The sequence below is a fragment of the Pseudenhygromyxa sp. WMMC2535 genome (genome assembly GCF_011083025.2).
This window is the reverse complement of record NZ_JABJWV010000001.1, coordinates 6,203,063-6,222,444: the sequence shown is the minus strand read 5'-3', so window position 1 is coordinate 6,222,444 and position 19,382 is coordinate 6,203,063. Positions and strand designations below refer to the sequence as shown.

Sequence of the window (19,382 nt, the reverse complement as noted above, 5' to 3'; positions counted from 1 at the left end):
GCAGATCTCTTCGAGGGGTGTCTATCCCGCCAGGGTCAGGCACCGGGCGGCTCCTGATATCCTCGCCCTTCGCGTGAGCCCCCGAAGGACACTTCTCGTCGCCAACCCCACGGCACGCACCGGCAAGGCAGCCCGGGCGATCGATCGCGCCATGGAGGCCCTCGCCAACGTGGGCCTCGAGCCCGAGTTCTTTGCGACGCAGCCCGAGGGGCGCACCGTCGCCGCGCTCGCCGATCGCATCGAGCGCGAGGACTGCGGCCGCGTCGTCTACCTAGGTGGTGACGGCACCTTCGCGGAGTCCGCCAAGGGCATCATCTTGGCCCGCGAGCGCAGCGGCATCGACATCCCCCTGGGCATGCTGCCCATGGGCACGGCCAACGACCAGGGCCGCTCCTTTGGGATCAGCGCGGGGCCCAAGGCCCTCGAGCAGAACATCCGCACCATCGCCGAGGGCTGCGAGCAGTGGCTCGACGTCGGTCGCATCGAGGCCTTCGACGAGGACGGCGAGTCGCTGACCTCGGACCTGTGGTTCGACAACTGCGGCTTTGGGCTCTCGGCGCGGATCCTCGCCCAGCGCAACCGTGACCGCGAGCGCGTGGCCAGGGTCCCCCTAGTCAAGCAGCTCTACCGCGACAAGCTCGTCTACGCCGGCGCGGCCTTCTCCGAGATCTTCAAGTCCATGGTCGGCGGGCCGCTCGGCGGGCAGTTCTCCTGCGAGGCCAACGTCGACGGCGAGGTCGTCGAGTGGGTCGGGCTCACGGACCTCGTCATCAACGGCACCATCCTCTACGGCGGCGAGTGGATCTTCGTCGAGGACTGCCGCCCCGACGACGGCGAGTTCGAGATCATCCCCTTCCGCAGCCACGCCGACTGGGTCTCGGCCGCGATCAAGGCCCACAAGCGCAACCCCGTGACCGAGGACGACCGCGAGGTCGTCGGCATGCGCGCCCGCGAGTTTCGTCGCGGCCAACGCTTCGAGGTCCGGCTCTTTCACCCGCAGTTCGGCCGCGAGATCCCGGCGCAGATCGACGGCGAGGAGTTCCCGAGCGCCCACCACTACGTGGTCGAGAACCTCTTCCATCACCTGCGCATCGTCGTGCCCGAGGACCCGCACTGGATATGAGCCCGCGCCCGCCTCGGCTGCGCGTCGGCGCCATCGCCATCGCCTTCGCCATCGTCACCGCCACCGGCTGCGCCTGGTTCGAGAGCGACGAGGACGCCGAGGCCGGGCAGGACGAGCGCGACAAGGACACGATCGAGCTCGCCGAGCAGGTCGACTTCAAGCTGCGCTCCTACAGCTCCTGCCGCGACTCCACGGCGGCGATCATCCGCGAGGTCTGGAGCCGCTACGACGACCAGGTCGACGAGCAGGGCCGACCCAGGCGCCGCCGCGAGGGCGTGTACGTGCGCAGCATCGGCAAGAACGCGTTTCGGACCTGCCGCCGAGTCCTCGCCAGCGCCCCGCGCACGCCCCCGGCCATGCCCACGCTCCAGTCCCAGGCCGAGGCCACGCTCGAGGCCGCCGAGGCCTTCGCCTCGCTGACCCGCGAGCTCGAGCGCGCGCTCGAGTCGGAGCAGCGCGCCGAAGACGACTGGTCCAAGCTCGCCGAGCTCGACCCCGATCTCCGCGCCGCCCTGAAGACCTGGCGCGAGGCCGATGAGGCACTCGAGCGCAGCATCGACGCCCGCCACATCGGCAACGACCCCCTGCTCCTCGGCGCCCTCGAGGGCCGGCGCAGCGAGCTCGAGATCGCCGCGCGTGCGCTGATGCTCGAGGCCCGGCCGATCGCCCGCTGCCTGACCCTCGCCAACGCCACCGCGGACGACTGCGCCGAGCCCTTCAAAGAGTTCGACGCGGCCTTCGAGCGCTTCGACGACAACTACGAGGCCAACGAGATCGACGCCGACAAGGTGTTTTGGATGAGCACCTTCGCCGCAGACGCCAGGGGCTTCCACCACCTCGCCTCGGAGCACCAGCGGCGCATCGCCCAGCGCAAGGGCAAGGATCAGGAGATCCAGGACCTGATCGACGCCTACTTCGCGCTGGTCCGCGGGGCCGAGACCCTCGACTTCGACTTCCCCGGGGCTGAGCAGGCGCTATCTCCGCGCCGCCCTCGAGCTAACTTCGTCCTGGCTTCGTCCTGGCTTCGTCCTGGCTTCGTCCTGGCCGCGGTCTGGGCCGACGCAGGCCGCAGGCGGCGATCACGTGTTCAAAAAATTCGTCATCGAGCGCCACGACCAATTCCACCAAGCTGTGGAGTCTCGATGTAAATAGCCAAAAACACTAACAAATTAAGATTGACAGGCGTCACTGACGATCGTCAGTTTAAGCCCGAGCGTCGCCGCGGCTCCCGCCGCCCCCCTCGATCGCTTGGACTTCACGGTGAACGACAGCCTCCTGCTCCTGCTCACGACCATCGCTTTTTCGGCGCTGGTCTCCCTGATCACCTTCTGCGGGATCGGCGGGGCGATCCATTGGTGGTTCTACCTGCGCCGCCGCGACGAGGCCGCGCAGTGGAAGCTCCAGCCCAAGCGCTTCATGCGACCGGAGCTCGTCCGCCACAGCATCAAGCTCGGCACCTTGAACATCATGATCGGGGCCGTCTGCGGCGGGACCTTCACCTGGTACGTGCTGCGTGACGGCTGGACCGCGCTCTACTTCGATCCTCTCGAGCACGGCGCGCTGTGGCTGGTGGTCAGCGCGCTCGTGGCCTTCTTCATGGTCGACGCGGGGCTCTACTACAGCCACCGCCTGATGCACCAAAAGTGGTGCTTTCGCTACATCCACCGCTGGCACCACCGCTACACGGCCCCGGTGATCTTCACGACCACGGCCATGCACCCGGCGGAGTTCATGATCTTCCAGGCCGTGCTGCTGCTCCCGGCCTTCGTGCTGCCGATCCACTGGGCCGTCTATGTCGCGGTGATCCTCTACACCTACCTGATCGGGATGATCGACCACAGCGGGATCGACGTGCGCTGGCCGCTGCCCCTGCACAGCGGCAACCGCTTCCACGACGACCACCACATCTTCTTCCACTGCAACTACGGGCACCACACCCAGCTCTTCGATCGCCTGCACCGCACGGTCCGCCGCAGCGATCGCCGCTACGGCGAGGACGTCTACGGCGGACGCGGTGCGCCCCTCGACGAGGGCTGAGCCCCCTGCCCTCGCCACCCAGCTAGGAGCCCGTGGTGAAACCCAACACGACACCTGGCTTGGTCTTTTCGCCGAGGGCTTTGTCGCCAAAACTTGCAGTACGCCCGGTACAGCAGCGTTTTGGCTTCGCGCCCTCGACGAAAATCCCGGCGCCAGGAGCCGCGCTGGGTTCCACCACGGGCTCCTAGCCCCTGCTCCCCTCGCCCCTTCGCCGACTGGTCCCCAACGCCATGCAAGAACCTCTGAGCGCCCCTCCCCAGGCTCGCTTCCCCTTCCCCACCCTGCCCTCCGGGTGGTTCGTCGTCGCGACCTCCGAAGAGCTCGCGGTCGGCGAGCTGATCGAGCTGCGCTACTTCGGCCGTGACCTCGTCGCCTTCCGCGGTGAGTCCGGGCGGGTGACGGTCCTCGACGCCTACTGCCCGCACCTCGGGGCCCACTTCGCCCACGGCGGCAAGATCGAGGGCGACTGCGTGCGCTGCCCTTTCCACCTGTGGAAGTTCGACGCCCAGGGGACCTGCGTCGAGGTCCCCTACAGCGATCGCATCCCGCCCAAGGCCTCCGTCGAGGCCTGGCCGACCCTCGAGCAGGACGGGCTGGTGTTCGTCTTTCATGGCCAGCCCGGGGAGCAGCCGTGGGCGCTGCCCGAGTTTGGCGACGAGGGCTACACGCCGGCGCGCATGGTCCACTGGCGCGACCTCGCCACCCACCCCCAGGAGATCTTCGAGAACACCGTCGACATCACGCACATCGGGCCGATCCACAACGGTCGCCAGGCCCGGCTGATGCACAAGCCCAAGCGCGAGGGCGTCCACCTCAACGTCAACCTCGAGTTCCACGCCCCCGGGGACATCGTCGGCATGCCCGACCAGCTCAACGACGTCCACCTCGACGTCAACCTCTACGGCCTGGGCGCGGTGATCGTGTTCACCCACGTGCGCAACGTCGACGTCCACGCCCGCCAGCGCCTCTACGTGACCCCCGTGGACGAGAGCCACGTCGACATCCGCGGCATCGTCCAGGTCCGCGAGGGCGAGGACCCCGAGTTCACCAAGGAGCTGGCCGAGGTGTTCTTCCAGGCCTACGTCGACGACTTCGCCAAGGACTTCCCGATCTGGGAGAACAAGCGCTACCTGACCCGGCCGGTGCTCGCCAAGGGCGACGGGCCGATCGGCATCTATCGCCGCTGGTGCACGCAGTTCTACGCCGACCCACAAAGTCACCACGGCCAAGGCGACGACTCGCGACGCAGCGACGCAACACCGCAGCCGGCTACGGCCCCGCGAGCGGCTGCAGCTCCGCCCCCGCCCGAGCCCGCCGAGCAGCTGATCGGCCGCGACTCCCTGCTCCGCCGCGTCGCCGGCTCGATCCAGGCGGCCGTCCCCGGCTCCGCGCGCACGCTCTTGCAAGGCGCCCGCGATCCTGCGCGTGCGCTCGTTGGTGACGTCCGCGAGCGCCTGCCCTGGCTCGCCGCGCCGCTCTCGACCCTCGACGCTCTGCTCGGCCACCCCCCCAGCCACGCGCCTGAAGCGAGCGCCCCAAACGAATTCGACCTCGAGTCCGACGAAGAGTGGCAGCCCACGCCCGCCAGCGCCAGCCCCACACCCAGCCAGCCCGCGCCCACCGCCAATGGCGGCGGCGGCCCCCGGGTGGCCAACGTCGACGAGTACTTCCAGACGCTGCCCCAGCGCTTCGTGCCCAAGGCCGCCAAGGGCGTCGACGCCGTCTTCCAGTGGGAGCTCGGCGGCGCCGAAGGCCGCACCTTCCACGCCCGCGTCCGCGACGGCGCCATCGATCCCTGCGAGGGCCCGCACCCCGAGCCGACCGTGACCTTGGCCATGGACGCCCACGACTACATCCAGGTCGTCAACGGTGAGCTCGACGGCATGCGGGCGTTCACCAGCGGCCGCGGCAAGGTCAAAGGCAGCGTGCGCGTGGCCATGAAGATGCAAAAGATCTTCCCGGGCGCCTGAACCTGGCAGGCACCCGGGGAGAGCCCTGGACCCGTCGATCCGCTCACATCGCAGGGTCGACGGGACAGGGCTCATAGTGCGGGTGGCAGTTGTAGGGCCAGTCCACCCCGTCATCGCCGGAGTCACCGCCCTCCGTCTCGAGCCCGTCTACGCTGGATTCGGCCTCGCCGACCTCCGCCTTGCCAGCGTCTGCGTCGCCGGCCTCTGCGTCGCCGGCCTCTGCGTCGCCGGCCTCTGCGTCGCCGGCCTCCGCGTCCCCGGCCTCCGCGTCCCCTCCCTCTTCATCTTCACCTTCGTCTGCATAAAAGCCACCGTTGACTCCCTCGCACGAGCCGATCCCATTGCCCCAAAACCCGAGCCCCTCGAAGGGCGACTCACAAAGGGCCACGTTGGCCGGCGGCACCTCGCAAGCTGCGTAGCCGGCCTGCTCCCAGTGGTTGGCCCCATCCCAGATGCTCTGACCGTAGTGCTTTGAGACCTGGGGGTACTCGGCGAGCTCCGAAACCGGGCCAAGGATATACGCGAGCACCGCGCTTCGCGGACACGCGGCGCCGCACTGGTCGGCGATCGCGTTGACGTATTGGACGAATTCGACGCGAGTCTGCTTACTGGCCAAGCCCTGCACCGCCTCGGCGCCCATCACCTGCTCGACCTCCTCGACCCAGTCGGCGGCGACGCGAGCCTGGAGCTGGCGAGCACACGCTGCGCTGCGCAGGCGCTGCGTGGACGCCACCTCGGCTTCGGAGGCGCAGGCCGAGACCATCGATACGGTGATCAGGGCACCAAGGACTACATGATTCATTTTCATCATTGCTCGTACCTTTGCTCAGAACACCTGAAATTCAGTCGGGCACATTTCATAGGGCGGATTGCACGGCCATGGATAGGACGGCTCGCTGCCCCCATCGATCACCCCGCTCTCCTCGGTCTCGGTGGGAAGCACGGAGTCGCCGCCGTCTAGCGTGCCTTCGGAGGTCCCCTCCCCCGTCGTGCTCGCGCCGTCGTCTGCGCCGTCGTTTGCGCCGTCGTTTGCGCCGTCGTCTGCGTCGTCATCGCCGTCAGCCACGGGCAGACCACCGTTGACCGACTCGCACGAGTCGATCGCGTAGCCCGCCAGACCCAGGCCCAAGAAGGGCGACTCACACGCAGCGACGACGCTCGGCGGCGTCTCACAGGCGCCGGATCCTTCGTTGATCCAGTGCTGCGCAGCGCTGACGAAGCCCTGCCCGTAGTGCTTGTCGACCGCAGGATAGTTGTCGAGCTCGGAGACGGGACCGAGCAGCTGAGCGAGGATGTTCGAGCGCGTGCAATCGGGGCATTGCGCGGCGACGGCCTGAGCATAATTGATGAACTGAGCCCGCGATTGTTTGGTGTTCAGCTGCTGGATGGCTTGCGATCCGAACTCCGCGCGCACCTCTTCGAGCCACTCGGCGGCGATCCGCGCCTGCTGCTGGCGAAAACACCCCTCGCTGCGAAAGTGAGTCTCCACGCTCGTGCCCGTGTCGCATGCAGTGAGCACGCAGAGGGCACCAAGTACGATTGTCATGACTTGTCCGTATTTCATCGAAACCTCGACCTCGCCTTTGCCAGCCCGAACAGGCGCGATGACACACGAGATGGTTTTTATAACTGGCACAGAGGACCTTCGAGAGGCGCTCCGCGCCCACGCCACGACGCCGGCCCGACTCTGCATGAAGGGTCTGGCTCAGCATGCCATGTAGGCGGGTATGAAGCTCGAGCTCACCACCCTCCCCACCCTGACGATCTCTTTGCTGGCGATCGCGGGCTGCCCCGTCGAAGACGACGATCCCGATCCCGACGAGGCCGCGGCGACAGAGGACAGCGAGACGAGCACGACCTCCGCGTCCACGGACTCCGAGTCCGACTCCGACACCGACTCGACCGACTCCGACTCGACGGGCTCCGAGTCGACCGACTCCGACTCCGACTCGACGGGCTCCGAGTCGACCGACACCGACACGGAGACCGGCTCCGACTCCGAAACCGGCACGGAGACCGAGACCGGCACGGAGACCGATACCGACTCCGAAACCGACTCCGGCGGCCTCGAGTCCGACGCGATCCACGTCGACATCGACGCCCCCGACGGCGGCGACGGCCTCTCCTGGGCGACCGCGCGCAACGACCTCCGCGCGACCGTCGAGGCGCTCGACGACGCGGGCGGCGTGGTCTGGGTCGCCGAGGGGATCTACGAGCCCCCCGACGACGGCGAAGTCCTGCGCGTGGGCCCGGGCGTCCAGCTCTACGGAGGCTTCGCCGCCACCGAGACCAGCCTCGAGCAGCGCGACCTCTCGGCGCACACCACCACCTTGCGCCAGACCGGTACGGCCGCCGTCGTGGTGATCGACGACTTCGACGAGGACACGGCCACGATCAGCCTCGACGGCTTCGAGATCACCGGCGCCTCCGCCTTGCCGGCGAACGAGCGCGGCCACGGCATCGAGTCCTTTGGCGCGGTCTCCAACGTCCCAGCCGACACACAGATCTTCTTGGCCAACCTCGACGTTCATGGGACCAGCAGCGGCCTTTACGTGCTGTCCTACACACGAGTCGAGCTGCGCGACAGCACCATCCACGACAACGTCAGCGAGGACGCTGGCGCGGCGATCTATCAAGAGGACAGCAGGCTGCTGATCCACGACTCGAACATCGTCGCCAACCAGGTCACCGGCGTGGGTCAGTACGGCGTCATTCGCCACCGGATCCCCTGGGGCCTGTCCTACTTCGGCTACACCGAGATGTGGAACAGCGTGGTCGCGGACAACGTCGGAGGCGGTATCTACGGCGGCGCCGTGCACCTGCACGACAGCCTGGTCGAGGGCAACTCGGGCCACACTGGGGTGTCGACCCTGCTGGCCTCGAGCTTCGAAGACACCGACTTCGTCGCAAACCTGAGCAGGGCCATCTCTGGTGTACAGCTCAGCGTCGAGCGCTGCCGCTTCACCGACAATCAAGACGAGGCCTCCGGCGCCGCGATCTACGTCAGCGGCAACGCGACGATCCGCGAGTCCTCGTTCGTGGGCAACTCGGCCCCCAATGGCGGGGCCATCGCTGGCTGGGTCGTCGACTTCGACACATCCGACGTCGACGTCTTCGACAGCACATTCATCGCGAACTCGGCGACCCAAGGCGGAGCGATCTACGGGCACGGCGAGTTCTTGACCGGGATCGCGGATGTCGACGTCGTCAATTGCCAATTCATCACCAATCAGGCCGATAGCGGCGGCGCTCTGTTTGGTGCCGTCACGGCCCAGGCCTCGAGCTTCACCGGCAACACAGCCACCAGCGGCGCCGTGCTCGACGGCTTCTACGCCACCCTCGGCGACTCGCAGCTCGCCATCGCCGGCAGCCTCGGGTCATGCGCCATGTGGCCAGACGAGGTCGGCTCGACCGTCACCCACAGCGTCTCCAGCTCCTGCTTCCCCCTCGGCATGCAGGGCTTCAACGACGGCGGCGGCAACATCGGGCTGCTCGACGACCCCTTCGTGCCCCTCGATCTCGACGACGACGGGCTCGAGTCGCTCTACCTCGACCCGGACTCGCCCTGCGTGGACCTCGGCGGCGCCGTGGACGACTTCGACTGGTCGGTCCTGACCACCCAGGCGTCTCAGTGCACCGACGCGGGGCTGCTCGACGCGGGCGCGCACTTCTTGCCCCTCGAGGACGCCGGGGTCTGCGGCTAGGGTCTGCGGCGAGCGGCTCAGACCAGGCCGAAGCACACCGCCAAGAACCCCGGGCCGTTGATCCCCGCGTGCATGATCACGCCGATCCAGGTGTTGCCGCGCCGCGAGACCACGTAGCTCTGGATGAAGATGAGCGGCGCGCTCGCAAGCATCAGCTGCCAGCCAAAGGCGGCGTGAAAGCCCAGCCATAGCGCGCCGTGGGCGAGCCAGGCCCACTCGGGGTGTGCCCGCTCTTGGCGGGGCAGGATCACCCCCCGCCACAGCAGCTCCTCGCCAAAGATATTGGAGGCGAAGAAGGGCAGCCAGACCAGGAGCATCCAGCGCTGACCCGGGCCCAGCGGATCGAAGGCCAGCGCCTTCGCCGACGGCTCGAGCGGCCCGATCCCGATCAGCGCGCTCAGCAGCGCAGAGCCGCCAAAGAGCAGCGCCGTGCACACGATCATCACCAGCATCCCCGCCCCCGTCCACCGCCAGTCGGTGGCGCTCATCGGCCGCAGGCGCATGCGCTCGCAGATCGCCGCGGTCGTCCACGGCCGAGCTTCCCTGGCGTAGGCGATCGCGGCCATGGCGACGAGCAGCGCGAACACGGGCCCGCCGGCGAGGAACCACGCCAGCGGCATCGCTACCCCCGCCTCGCGCAGCGCCGGCACCCCCAGACGGATCGCCGCCCCCATCGCCAGGGTCGGGCCGGCAAAGAGCAGCGCCGCGGCGCCGAGGCTCAGGGGTCGAAGTTCATCGTCCATGCGCTCCACTGTGCTAGCGTCCGAGGGCCTCCGCGACTCGCGTTCGCGCGCCCCGAAGGTCCCCATGGCAGGAGCGCTCAAAGCCCGCAAGCAGCCCCGCCAGCGTCGATCTCGAGCCCTGGTCGCGGCGATCATCGAAGGCGCTGCTCGCGTTTTCGATCGTGAAGGCTTCGCCGCGACCACCAACCGCATCGCCAGCGAGGCAGGCGTCTCGATCGGCTCGCTCTATCAATACTTCCCCAACAAGGAGTCGCTGCTCCTCGCCCTCGCCGAGCGCCACCTCGAGCAGGGCCAGCGCCAGCTCGAGGCCGCCGTCGCGCGAGCCCGCGAGGCCGAGGAGGTCGAGGCCCTCTTCCGCTGCTTCGTCGAGGCGATCGTCGACGCCCACCGCAGGCACCCGCGCATGCATCAGGTGCTCGAGGAGGTCTCGCCGCGCACGCCCGAGCTCATCGCGCGAGCCCGCGAGCTCAAGCGCATCATGCAGCGCGAGCTCGCGGCCCAGCTACGCCGGCTCCGGCCAGAGCTCGACCAGGTCGAGCGCAAAGCCGCGCTGCTGACCTCGGCGATTCCCGCGGCGATCCACGATGACATCGGCGAGCGGCGCGACGCGGCGATGGTCGACGAGCTCGTCGCCCTCTGCATCCGCTATCTCGGCGAGCCCTGACAGCCCCTCGCCGCTCGTGCCCGACAAACTCCCTCCTCGCGCCTCGTCAGCAACCGTCGGTCCGGCGCCTGGGACCCTTCAAGTCCTATGGCGCGCACACTAGCGACTCGCTCGGGCCGCCAACAAACAATCTCACAGGGAGCTAACACGCATGCACATTTTCAGTCAACAGAAACCTCCCATATATTCACCCATTGATACACATCCAAGTTTCCACAACCTCGGTATTGCAGTCACATCATGTCGTCTTCGACGACCACCACAATCCAGCGCAGCGTCGCGGTCTTGCTCCGGCACCACCGCTCCCCGCAGACGCTGTAACGCACCCGCGCCTCGACGCTGTACTCGCCGGGCTCGGCTGGCGCGCGAAAGCCAGTGCTCAGCCGCGGCTGCAAGGCCAGCGGATCGACGACCGCCGCCCAGCCCAGGCGATCCTCCGCCAACGACAGCCCGCCCCCTTCGAGGCGAACCTCGAGGGGCAGCGCCCGCTCGGGGCGCTCGAGCACGACCAGCGAGAGCTCGCCTCGTCCTCCCGCGCGCACCGGCGCGGCCTCGAGGGCGCGGACCTCGGCGGTGATCGAGCCCTGGCCCGGCCGGTCTTCGGCCTCGCCCTCACCCTCCTCCCCTTCATCGCTGACCGCGGACACAGGCTCGAACGCGACGCCGCGGACAGCCCCGCCCTCGGTGGCGAGCCCGGTCGAGAGCAGCAGCGCGGTCAGGAGCACGGCCCCAGTGTACGACGGCCACAGCGCGCGTGCGCGACGTTCGAGCGCGGCGCTGCTCGAGCATCGCCACGAAGGCGAGCAACACGACGACGCGCCCGCTCAGCCGACCCGTGCGGGGGGGGGCGGGCTCAGCGAGGTCCCTGGCGCAGGGACTCGAGCAGCTCGCGAAAGTCGTCGGGGGCCGGATCCTCGAAGCGCACGAGCCGATCATTCGCGGGGTGGCGAAAGCCCAAGCTGGTCGCGTGAAGCATGGGCCGCGGCGCCGGGGTGCGCTCCCCCCGGTAGTCGCGGATGTACACCGGCTCCCCGATCAGCGGGTGCCCAGCCTCCGCCAGGTGGATGCGAATCTGGTGTTGGCGACCGGTCTCCAGCTGACAGGACACCAAGGTGGCGCCGGCGAAGCGCTCCTCGACGCGGACCTTGGTGACCGCCCGCTTGGCCGCAGCCGGCGGGTTCGCGCCGCGCCAGGAGCCGCGGATACCGTCGCCGCGATCCGGGATCAAAGCGCTCTCGTGGATCCCGGCCTCGGCCTCGCCCTCGACCAGCGCGATGTAGCGACGATAGATCGTGTGCGCCCGAAACTGGGCGGCGAGGGCCTTGCGGACCTTGCGGTTGCGCGCAAAGACCAGCAGGCCGGTGGTGTCCTTGTCGAGGCGCTGGACCACGCCGAGGTGGTCGCTCTTGCCGGCGCGGCCAGACTTTTGCTTGTCGCCCTTGCCGCCAAAGCTGAACCCGTACTCGCGCAGGGCCGCGCGGGTGCGCTCGATCAGCGTGTCGCGCTCGTCGTCGCCGTCCCAGGGGACCGTCAGCAAGTTGGCCGGCTTGCGCACGACCACGACCTCGCTGTCGACGTGGACCAGGTCCTCGCTAGCCATCGGCAGCACCTTGCACCGGCGCCCGCTTGGGTTGACCTCGACCAGCTCGCCGGCGGCGACGCGCTCGGCCGGGTCGAAGCGGACCTCGCCCTCGACCTGGACCCGCCCGGTGCGGACCAGCTGGCGCGCCTTGCTCCACGCTAGACCGTCGAGGAGGCCACGGACGATGGCGGCCAAGGTCGCGCCGTCTTCGTCCTCGTCGACTACACCGCTGCGGGCCTCGCCAGTCATCGGCGCTTCGTACCGCGGGCGCGAGGCCTTGACCAGCAGCTCAGCAGCTCGCGTCGAGGCGGACTCGGCGCAAGTCCACCTCGCTCCCGCGTCAGGGGCAGGCCGGGGTCAGCGAGTCGCAGGTCCCCGTGGTGAAGGGCGGCAGGTAGCCCTCGGGCAGGTCGTCCGCGCTCGTCAGCCCGATCAGGCAGGCGACCGCACCGGCTTCGGTCTCGTCCGCCAGGCAGTCGTCGAAGTAGCTCGTCGGCTGCAAGCTCAGCACCCCGCTGCGACCCAGCCGGCCAAAGTTGTAGCAGCCCCCGCACTCGAACACCCACTCGACGATCACCTTGCCATCGCCGAGGGCGATGACGTTCTCCGCGATCGGCCCCTCGTCTCCCATGTACCCCACGAGGATCGTGTGCCGGGCCGGCGCGCCGTCACGCAGCGAGGCGAGCACGCACTGCGCCGGCTCGAGGCCGTTCTCGAGCGACTCGAGCCCCTCGTCCCAGGCCCAGACTCGATCGCAGGGCTTTTCGAGGTCCGAGCAGTCGAGCAGCGGGAGGCTGCAACCCTCGCTGTAGCTGAAGCAGGTCCCGCCCCCGACGAATTCCTGGCAGTTGTCGCAGCCATAGTCCCAGCGCTGCGCGCACTCGCTCTGCGCACAGATCGGCAGGTCTCCGGGCGCCTCGCAAGAGCAGTCCGCCGAGCCCGTCAGCGTGGGCACCCCCTCGAGCAGCTCGCACTCCTGGCAGCCCGGCGCCGACTCACCGAACTCGCACTCGGGCAGGACCACGCAGGGGCCCCAGGCGAGCGCGCCCTCGATCTCGTCGCAGTAGCTCAGGCCCGCGGCGCCCTCGAGGCTACAGTCCTCGTACATGCCCTCGAGGACACAGCTGCCCGAGGGTCCGTCGGTGTCGGACTCGGACTCGAACTCGGACTCGGACTCGGAGCCGGCGTTGGTGTCGGTCTCTTGCGGGCCGCTCTCGTCCCCGTCCGAGGCCGCCGGGCCACCACATGCGAGGACGAGCGCGGCCGAGAGCAGCACACACGAGGCGCTGGGGAAGTATCGATATTTGCAAGTCATGGGAATAGGGCGGCCTGAAAGTAATCGCCGCAGCAAGAGTGGAACATGTTGACATCACCGCATCCGAATTCGGGGATCGCCTCCATCTCGCATTCGGCGACGAGCTCGTCGTTGATCTCGCATTCACAATGGGTGACATCCCCACCCGCCGTGCAGCTCGCGGCAAAGTCGAAGCCGTAGCCATCACAGTAGGTCTTCCAGTCGCACTCCGTCGCCCCGCCGCCCCCGCTGGGGATGCCGCCCAGGTGATCGCAGTAGCCCTTGCAGATGTCCTCGTGCTTGTAGACGTCCATGCAGCCGAGGGACTCGCAGTAGCCCTCGACGCGATCGCTCGCGCCGGCCTCACAGGCCACGGTCGCGCGGTGCTCCGCCTCGCAGGACGAGCCCGCGTTCTCGGCGAGGTCGTCCATGCAGCGCGTATAGCAAAGGTCGTTGCCCGCCCAGCTCGGGCACTGCGAGGCCATGCCGCTGAGGCACCACTCGAGGCAAAGCTGCTCGTCTCCCAGCTCCCCGCCCGCGTCGGCGCCATCGCCATCCGCATCGCCATCGCTCTCCCCTTCGTCCGCCTCCGCGCCCGTCTCGTCTTCGTCCTCGCCCACTGGCGGATCCGAGCAGGCCGAGAGGCCGAGACAGAGCGAGGCGAGCGAGACGGCCAGCACGAGGCACCACCCATGGCAGTGCTCTCGAGACAGATCAGCGCCCGCGGTCATCACGCATTCATCATAGCGAAGGACCACGGGAAAATGTCTTCGGCACGTGAGGACATCACGCCGAAGACATCATGTGCATCTCGCTCTCGGGCACTCAGCGACGCAGCGCCACGAGGTGCTCTCGACGCTCTCGACCACCGCGCCAATCGGGGCGAGGTGAGGAGGCCGCGGCCAGGAAGCTCAGCTCGGCCTTGGGAGCCAGGCGCTCGAGCTGGCGGTCCGCCTCGACCCGGCGCCCGCCGACCTCGGCGTCGCCGACGAGAAAGATCGCCACCGCGTCGTCGCGCATCAGCGTGTGCAGGGCCTCGAGGGTCTCGAGCATCTGGCGATCCCAGCGCGCGGCCGCCCCCTCGCCCCGTGACAGATCCCGGCGCGCGCCGATCTCCTGGGCGCGGAGCTGTCGCGGCCGGATGCCCAGCCAGGCGTGGCGCCGGGCGTGATGGCGGGCGTAGTCGTAGGTCCCGCCATAGGGCGGCGAGCACAGCACGAGGTCGCAGCGAAACTCCCCCGAGAGGGTCTGCGGCAGGCGGCGGGCGTCGGACTGGATGAAGCGCGGGCGCGAGCCCTTGGCCGGCAGCGCCTGCTCGAGGGCCGCCCAGCGCTCGGCGAGCTCTCGGCCCTTGCGCAGGAAGAACTCGGTGACCAGGCCCTTGCGGATCCGCTTGTTCGACGCGCGCTCGGCCGTCTCGGACCGCTGGCGCGAGAACTTGACGACGATCGCCGAGAACACCATCTCGAGGGCCGCCCGATCGCGCTCGTCTGCCACGGCGCGGATCTCCTCGAGCAAGCCGGCGAGCTCCTTGAGCACGTGGACCTCGTACCAGGACCGCTCCTCGGCAGACAGCGCCGCGCGGACGTCGACGCGCTGGCGGACCCGCCGGGTCGAGGCCGCGGCCACGGCCTCGAGGGTCGACAAAAAGCGCGCGCGGGACTTGGCGTCGCGGCGATCGGTCTTGACCCGAGCCAGGCGCAGGGCGAGGGGATCGAGGTCCCCGCTCATCGACCGCCAGCCGGCGACCATCGCCTCCACGGCCACCGTGCCGCTGCCACAGAAAGGATCGAGGACCTCGGCGCGGCGACCCGGGTGCAGCTGCTCGAGCAAGACCCTGGCCACGGCCGGGTGCATGCGGGCGGGGTAGGCATGAAAGCCGTGGGTCAGGCGATCGAAGCCCTCGCCCGCCCCGCGGCCCTCCTCTCCCTCGTCATCGCTCCCGCCTTCACCACCCCCGTCTTCGTCGTCCTCGTCGTCCCCATCTCGGTCGTCTTCGGACTCCTCCGACTGCGCCCGCATGGCCGCGGCGAGCACGAAGCCAAAGGCCTCGTCTCCCCGGGTCTTCACCGGCCCGTCGACGCTGGATAGCGCTCGCTTGCTCACTGATTGTCCGGCGCGAACTTGGCCACGCATTCATCGAAGAGGTAGTCGGGCTCGGCCTGGATCAGCTTGCGATCCGCCTCGCTCACGTCGTCGGCGCTGACGCCTTTGATCACGCCGGTCATGCAGGCCGCGGCCGCGATGTTGCCGACCTTGGCGCACTTGCCTTTGACCACGCCGAGGTTCTTTTTCTTGTGATCGAAGAACTCGAGCTGCGCGCGGTCGTCGTCGAAGTAGACGGCCTTGATCCAGTCGGAGTAGTTCTCGATCAGCTCGGTGCAGGCCGCGTCGAGATCCTTGGGCAGCGCCTCGGGCTCCTTGACGAAGCGCTCGACCATGCCGCCGTAGGTTTTGTCGTGCTCGGCCTTCTCCCGCGCACGCTTCTCGGCGACCAGGCGTTCGATCCTGGCCTCTTCCTCGGCCTCGGCCTTGGCGTCCGCGTCCGCCTTGGCCTGAGCCTTGGCGGCGGGGTCTTCTGCGCTGGACTTGTCGCAAGCCGCCAGGGCCAGGACGCAAGCCAGCAGGTAGGGGGTCGTCGGTCGGCGCAACCTCTGGACCGTCATGGGCGGGACTGTAACCCAAGCGCAGCACCAACTCGCACTCGGCGTCGGCTCCGCGCTCCGAGATCGCTCGACTCCAACGCACACCGACCTCAGCCAAACATGTGAGCCGCCCTCCAGCGCCTGCGCGCACAGACACAAAAACCCGCGATGAAGCGCGCTCAGTCCGCTCATACGCGAGCTGTGTGCCGAACGCCTCGTCAAGGCGGCCCGAACGTGTAACCTGAAGCCGTGTCCTCCGCGCTTTTCGTCGACTACTACGAGCTCCTCGAGGTCGACCCTCGAGCGAGCAGCCAGGAGATCAAGGCCGCTTATCGCGCATGCATGGTCCGCGACCACGCGGATCAAAACCCCGGCGACCAGCAGGCGCAGGAGCGAATGATCCTGCTGACGCGGGCCAAGCAGGTGCTCCTCGACGAGCACCAGCGCCTGGTCTACGACCGTCAGCGCTCGCGCTGGCACGCGATCTCGGCCTTCGGCACGGCCCCTCCACGATGGACGGGCGGACGCGCGCCAGACACCCCCTTCGAGAGCAGCCCCCACCGCGTCGAGGTCGATCTCCGCGACGTGTCCTTGACCAAGCTGATCGTCGGCGTCGGCGTGGCGGCGATGGTCGGCGGGCTGAGCTTCGCCGCCAGGACCATGGCCGATCGCGCCAGCCGTCGTCGCCGTCGGCGCTGGTGAGCAGGTGCGAGGCCGGCGCGACCTCCCGAGCCGCCCGAAAGCAAAAGCCCAAAAGCAAAAAGAGCGCGCCTTCGAGGTGAGCCAGCGAGCCCTGGCGGGGCCGTCTTTGGCCCCCGAGCCTGCTAGTCTCCGCCGTCCATGGCCGACCCGGCCCCGCCCTCGCCCCCTGGGGCCCTCGCCCGCCTGATCGCGGCGTGGATCAAAGCCCTCACCGCCAGCCGCCGGCGCAGCGCCGCCGCGCTGGTGTTCGCGTTGGCCCTCGGCGCCCTCGCCCTGGTCTATGGCCTGGGCATCGAGGTCGACACGGACCTGCGCGCGCTCCTGCCCGAGTCCGCCCCCAGCGTCGAGGCCCTCGACGCCCTCGAGGGTCGCATGCAAGGCGCCTCGGAGCGCTTCATCGTCGGCGTCGAGGCGCCGACCACCGAGGACGCCGAGCACCTCGCCGAGGGCCTCGCCGCCGAGATCGGATCCTGGCCGGAGACCGAGTCGGTCAGCCTGACCCGCGACTACACGCCCCTGCGCGACCACGCCCTGTACTTCCTCGAACTCGACGAGCTCGAGGAGCTGCGCGACGAGCTCGGCGCCCAGCGCAAGCAGGCCATCGCCAGGACCATGGGCCCCGGGCTGACCGACGACCCCGTCGACATCGAGGCCGTCAGCGTCGGCAATGGTTGGGACGACCAGGGCGCCGGTCTCGACTGGGACGCCGACCCCGAGGACGCCGGCGAGCCCCCAGCCGAAGCCAAGACCGAGGCCGGGCAGCCGGACTTCCAGCGCTTCCTCGATGAGCAGCGCGCTGCGTTGATCGAGCGCAGCGAGCTCGACCCCCGCGAGGTCGCGCTGATCTGGCCAGAGGAGAACGACGCCGGCGAGATCGAGTGGCGCGAGCACGTCGGCCAGGACTACGCCAACGAGGCCGGCACCATCCGCACGATCCAGGCCAGCTTGACCGAGCCGGCGACCGACGTCGGCTTCGCTCAGGACGTGGTCGCCCGGGTCCAGCGGCGCGCCGAGGCCCTGCGCGCCGAGGGCGTCGACGAGCAGGCGCGGGTCGAGGTCATCGGCGCCTACAACGTCTCGCGCGAGGTCGACGCGATCCTCCGCGACGCCCGGCGGGCCACGTGGATCTCCGCGAGCCTGGTCGTCACCGTGCTGCTGATCGGCTTTCGCAAGCTCCGCGCGGTGCTCTTGGTGCTCGTGCCCATGTCCGTGGCCACGGGCCTGACCCTGGCCGCGACCCGGCTGACCTACGGCGAGCTCAACGCCCTGACCGTGTTCTTGTTCGCGGTGCTCTTTGGCATGGGCGTCGACTTCTCGGTCCACCTCTTCGCCCAGCGCCAGCGCCAGGGCGCCGTGGCCGACTGGCCGGCGGTGATCGCCGCCCACTTTCGTCCCCTGGCCTCGACCATGCTGACCACCGCGGGCAGCCTCGCCGTCCTCGCCCTCGCCGAGTTCCAGGCCTTCCGCGAGTTCGGCGTGATCTCGGCCATCGGCGTGGTGCTCTGCTTCGTCGCCGCGATCACCTTGGTCCCGGCCCTCGACCACCTGCTCGGGCCGCTGCGCCGGCTCCAGCCCGGCGAGGCGAGCTCCGATGACGCGCCCGCGGGCGCGCCTGCACCCGCGCCCGCGCCCGCGGCTCCCGACGCCCGCCGCCGCCTCGGCCCCCTCGCGCTGATCCGCGGCGCGCTCCTGACCGCCCTCGTCGGCGTGTCCTTGGTCGGCGCCCCGCAGCTGCGCATGGAGAAGGACACCCGCGCCCTCAAGGCCAAGCGCCCGGCGGACGCCAAGGCCCCGATCGCCTACGGCTCGACCGTGGGCCGCTGCTCCAAGCCGCTGACCCTCGTCGCCGAAGACCCCGCCGAGCTCGAGCTCGTGGTCGATCGCGTGCTCGACGAGCGCGGCGCCCTGCTGCCCGGAGCCATCGACACCGGCGAGCCGCGCGAGCCGTGGATCCGCGAGGTCTACAGCCTCGAGACCATGATGCCCGAGCAGCAGGCGGCCAAGGCCGAGGTCCTCGCCGAGATCGCCGCCCGGACCAACGACTTCCTCGCCGAGCTCCCCGATCTCGACGCCGAGGCCCAGCGCCAGCGCAGCCACCTCGAGGCCCTCGAGCGCCTCGCCAAGGCCGACCCCCTGCGCCTCGACGAGCTCCCCGACTGGGCCCTCGAGCCCTTCCGCGAGTCCGACGGCGAGGTCGACCGCCTCGCCCACGTCTGCATCTACATCGCCAGCTACCACATCGACGAGCTCGTGGCCGTGCGCGCCCGCCTCGACGAGCTGACCGCGGGCACCCAGGTCCGCGCCGCCGACAGCCGGCTGGTCTTCGCCGACCTCATGGTGCTGGTCGAGCGCGACGCCCGACGCCTGCCGATCATCGCCCTCGCGGTGATCCTCGCGTTCATCGCCCTCGACCAGCGCCGCCTCGGCGCGACCTTGGCGTGCTTCGCGACCTTGACCTTGGGTCTGGGAACCGCCGTGGCCTTCATGGGCCTGTGGCCGCTGCACCTGAACTTCTTCAACCTCGTGGTCATGCCGGCGGTCGTCGGCCTCGGCATCGACGCCAGCATCCACCTCTGGCACGCGCGCACCCGCCCCAACCTCGGGGCGACGGGGCGCGCCTCGCTGATCGCGGCGCTGACCACCGTCGCGGGCTTCTCGGGCCTGCTCGCCGCCGAGCACGCGGGCCTGCGCAGCATCGGTGAGGTGGGTGTCGCGGCGATCCTGATCTGCGTGGGCGTGGCCTTCTTGGCGCTCTACCCGATCCGCCGCGGGCGATAGAGCCCAGCCCTCGCCCAGTCAATGTTGATAGTATTGATCCCTTCGCTACCAAACGACCACACTGCGCCCAAACGACCACTTTGGTAATTTTGCGCCCTACCACGGGATAGGGGGTCATTCTCGCGCTTCCATCGCCAAAA

Annotated in this window: 17 protein-coding genes; 8 read left to right on the top strand and 9 right to left on the bottom strand. The window is 69.2% G+C overall.

Going from position 1 to position 19,382, the window contains the following annotated elements:
- The first annotated feature begins 73 nt into the window (after positions 1–73).
- From G6O69_RS24080 to G6O69_RS24065, 4 genes are all read left to right on the top strand, one after another.
- Positions 74–1,123: a diacylglycerol kinase family protein gene (locus G6O69_RS24080; protein WP_172305860.1), complete on the top strand. Its 1,050-nt coding sequence runs from the start codon at positions 74–76 to the stop codon at positions 1,121–1,123.
- Positions 1,120–2,271, top strand: a complete 1,152-nt coding sequence (locus G6O69_RS24075) for a DUF3829 domain-containing protein (RefSeq protein ID WP_172305859.1) — start codon at positions 1,120–1,122, stop codon at positions 2,269–2,271. The genes G6O69_RS24080 and G6O69_RS24075 overlap by 4 nt, the downstream gene beginning before the upstream one ends.
- A gap of 112 nt (positions 2,272–2,383) precedes the next feature.
- Positions 2,384–3,160, top strand: a complete 777-nt coding sequence (locus G6O69_RS24070) for a sterol desaturase family protein (protein WP_172305858.1) — start codon at positions 2,384–2,386, stop codon at positions 3,158–3,160.
- Positions 3,161–3,390: 230 nt separating this feature from the next.
- Positions 3,391–5,130: a Rieske 2Fe-2S domain-containing protein gene (locus G6O69_RS24065; RefSeq protein WP_172305857.1), complete on the top strand. Its 1,740-nt coding sequence runs from the start codon at positions 3,391–3,393 to the stop codon at positions 5,128–5,130.
- Between the two features lie 43 nt (positions 5,131–5,173).
- Here the strand turns inward: G6O69_RS24065 and G6O69_RS24060 are convergent, their stop codons facing one another.
- Positions 5,174–5,932, bottom strand: a complete 759-nt coding sequence (locus G6O69_RS24060; protein WP_176397050.1) for a hypothetical protein — start codon at positions 5,930–5,932, stop codon at positions 5,174–5,176.
- A gap of 24 nt (positions 5,933–5,956) precedes the next feature.
- A complete protein-coding gene (locus G6O69_RS24055; protein ID WP_172305856.1) occupies positions 5,957–6,676 on the bottom strand; it encodes a hypothetical protein in 720 nt (239 codons plus the stop codon).
- A gap of 181 nt (positions 6,677–6,857) precedes the next feature.
- Here G6O69_RS24055 and G6O69_RS24050 point away from each other — a divergent pair, with 181 nt between their 5' ends.
- Positions 6,858–8,834, top strand: coding sequence for a right-handed parallel beta-helix repeat-containing protein (locus tag G6O69_RS24050; protein ID WP_172305855.1), 1,977 nt, complete (start codon positions 6,858–6,860; stop codon positions 8,832–8,834).
- Between the two features lie 17 nt (positions 8,835–8,851).
- Here G6O69_RS24050 and G6O69_RS24045 read toward each other — a convergent pair whose 3' ends face one another.
- Positions 8,852–9,577, bottom strand: coding sequence for a CPBP family intramembrane glutamic endopeptidase (locus tag G6O69_RS24045; protein ID WP_172305854.1), 726 nt, complete (start codon positions 9,575–9,577; stop codon positions 8,852–8,854).
- 64 nt (positions 9,578–9,641) lie between these two features.
- Between G6O69_RS24045 and G6O69_RS24040 the strand changes: the two genes are divergently transcribed.
- Positions 9,642–10,241: a TetR/AcrR family transcriptional regulator gene (locus tag G6O69_RS24040; protein ID WP_217909898.1), complete on the top strand. Its 600-nt coding sequence runs from the start codon at positions 9,642–9,644 to the stop codon at positions 10,239–10,241.
- Between the two features lie 233 nt (positions 10,242–10,474).
- Here the strand turns inward: G6O69_RS24040 and G6O69_RS24035 are convergent, their stop codons facing one another.
- From G6O69_RS24035 to G6O69_RS24010, 6 genes are all read right to left on the bottom strand, one after another.
- Positions 10,475–10,966, bottom strand: a complete 492-nt coding sequence (locus tag G6O69_RS24035) for a hypothetical protein (protein ID WP_172305852.1) — start codon at positions 10,964–10,966, stop codon at positions 10,475–10,477.
- Between the two features lie 128 nt (positions 10,967–11,094).
- Positions 11,095–12,072 (bottom strand): pseudouridine synthase, encoded by a 978-nt coding sequence (locus G6O69_RS24030; RefSeq protein WP_172305851.1) that lies wholly within the window; start codon positions 12,070–12,072, stop codon positions 11,095–11,097.
- A gap of 91 nt (positions 12,073–12,163) precedes the next feature.
- A complete protein-coding gene (locus tag G6O69_RS24025) occupies positions 12,164–13,138 on the bottom strand; it encodes a hypothetical protein (RefSeq protein WP_172305850.1) in 975 nt (324 codons plus the stop codon).
- On the bottom strand, positions 13,135–13,848 hold the full coding sequence (locus G6O69_RS24020; RefSeq protein ID WP_172305849.1) for a hypothetical protein: 714 nt from the start codon (positions 13,846–13,848) through the stop codon (positions 13,135–13,137). Before G6O69_RS24020 ends, G6O69_RS24025 begins: the two co-directional genes overlap by 4 nt.
- Before the next feature lie 94 nt (positions 13,849–13,942).
- Entirely contained in the window at positions 13,943–15,223 is a 1,281-nt protein-coding gene (locus G6O69_RS24015) for a hypothetical protein (RefSeq protein ID WP_172305848.1), read from the bottom strand.
- Entirely contained in the window at positions 15,220–15,783 is a 564-nt protein-coding gene (locus tag G6O69_RS24010) for a hypothetical protein (RefSeq protein ID WP_172305847.1), read from the bottom strand. The genes G6O69_RS24015 and G6O69_RS24010 overlap by 4 nt, the downstream gene beginning before the upstream one ends.
- Before the next feature lie 228 nt (positions 15,784–16,011).
- Between G6O69_RS24010 and G6O69_RS24005 the strand changes: the two genes are divergently transcribed.
- Positions 16,012–16,464, top strand: coding sequence for a J domain-containing protein (locus tag G6O69_RS24005; RefSeq protein WP_172305846.1), 453 nt, complete (start codon positions 16,012–16,014; stop codon positions 16,462–16,464).
- A gap of 138 nt (positions 16,465–16,602) precedes the next feature.
- Positions 16,603–19,242: an MMPL family transporter gene (locus G6O69_RS24000; RefSeq protein ID WP_172305845.1), complete on the top strand. Its 2,640-nt coding sequence runs from the start codon at positions 16,603–16,605 to the stop codon at positions 19,240–19,242.
- Positions 19,243–19,382: the final 140 nt, after the last annotated feature.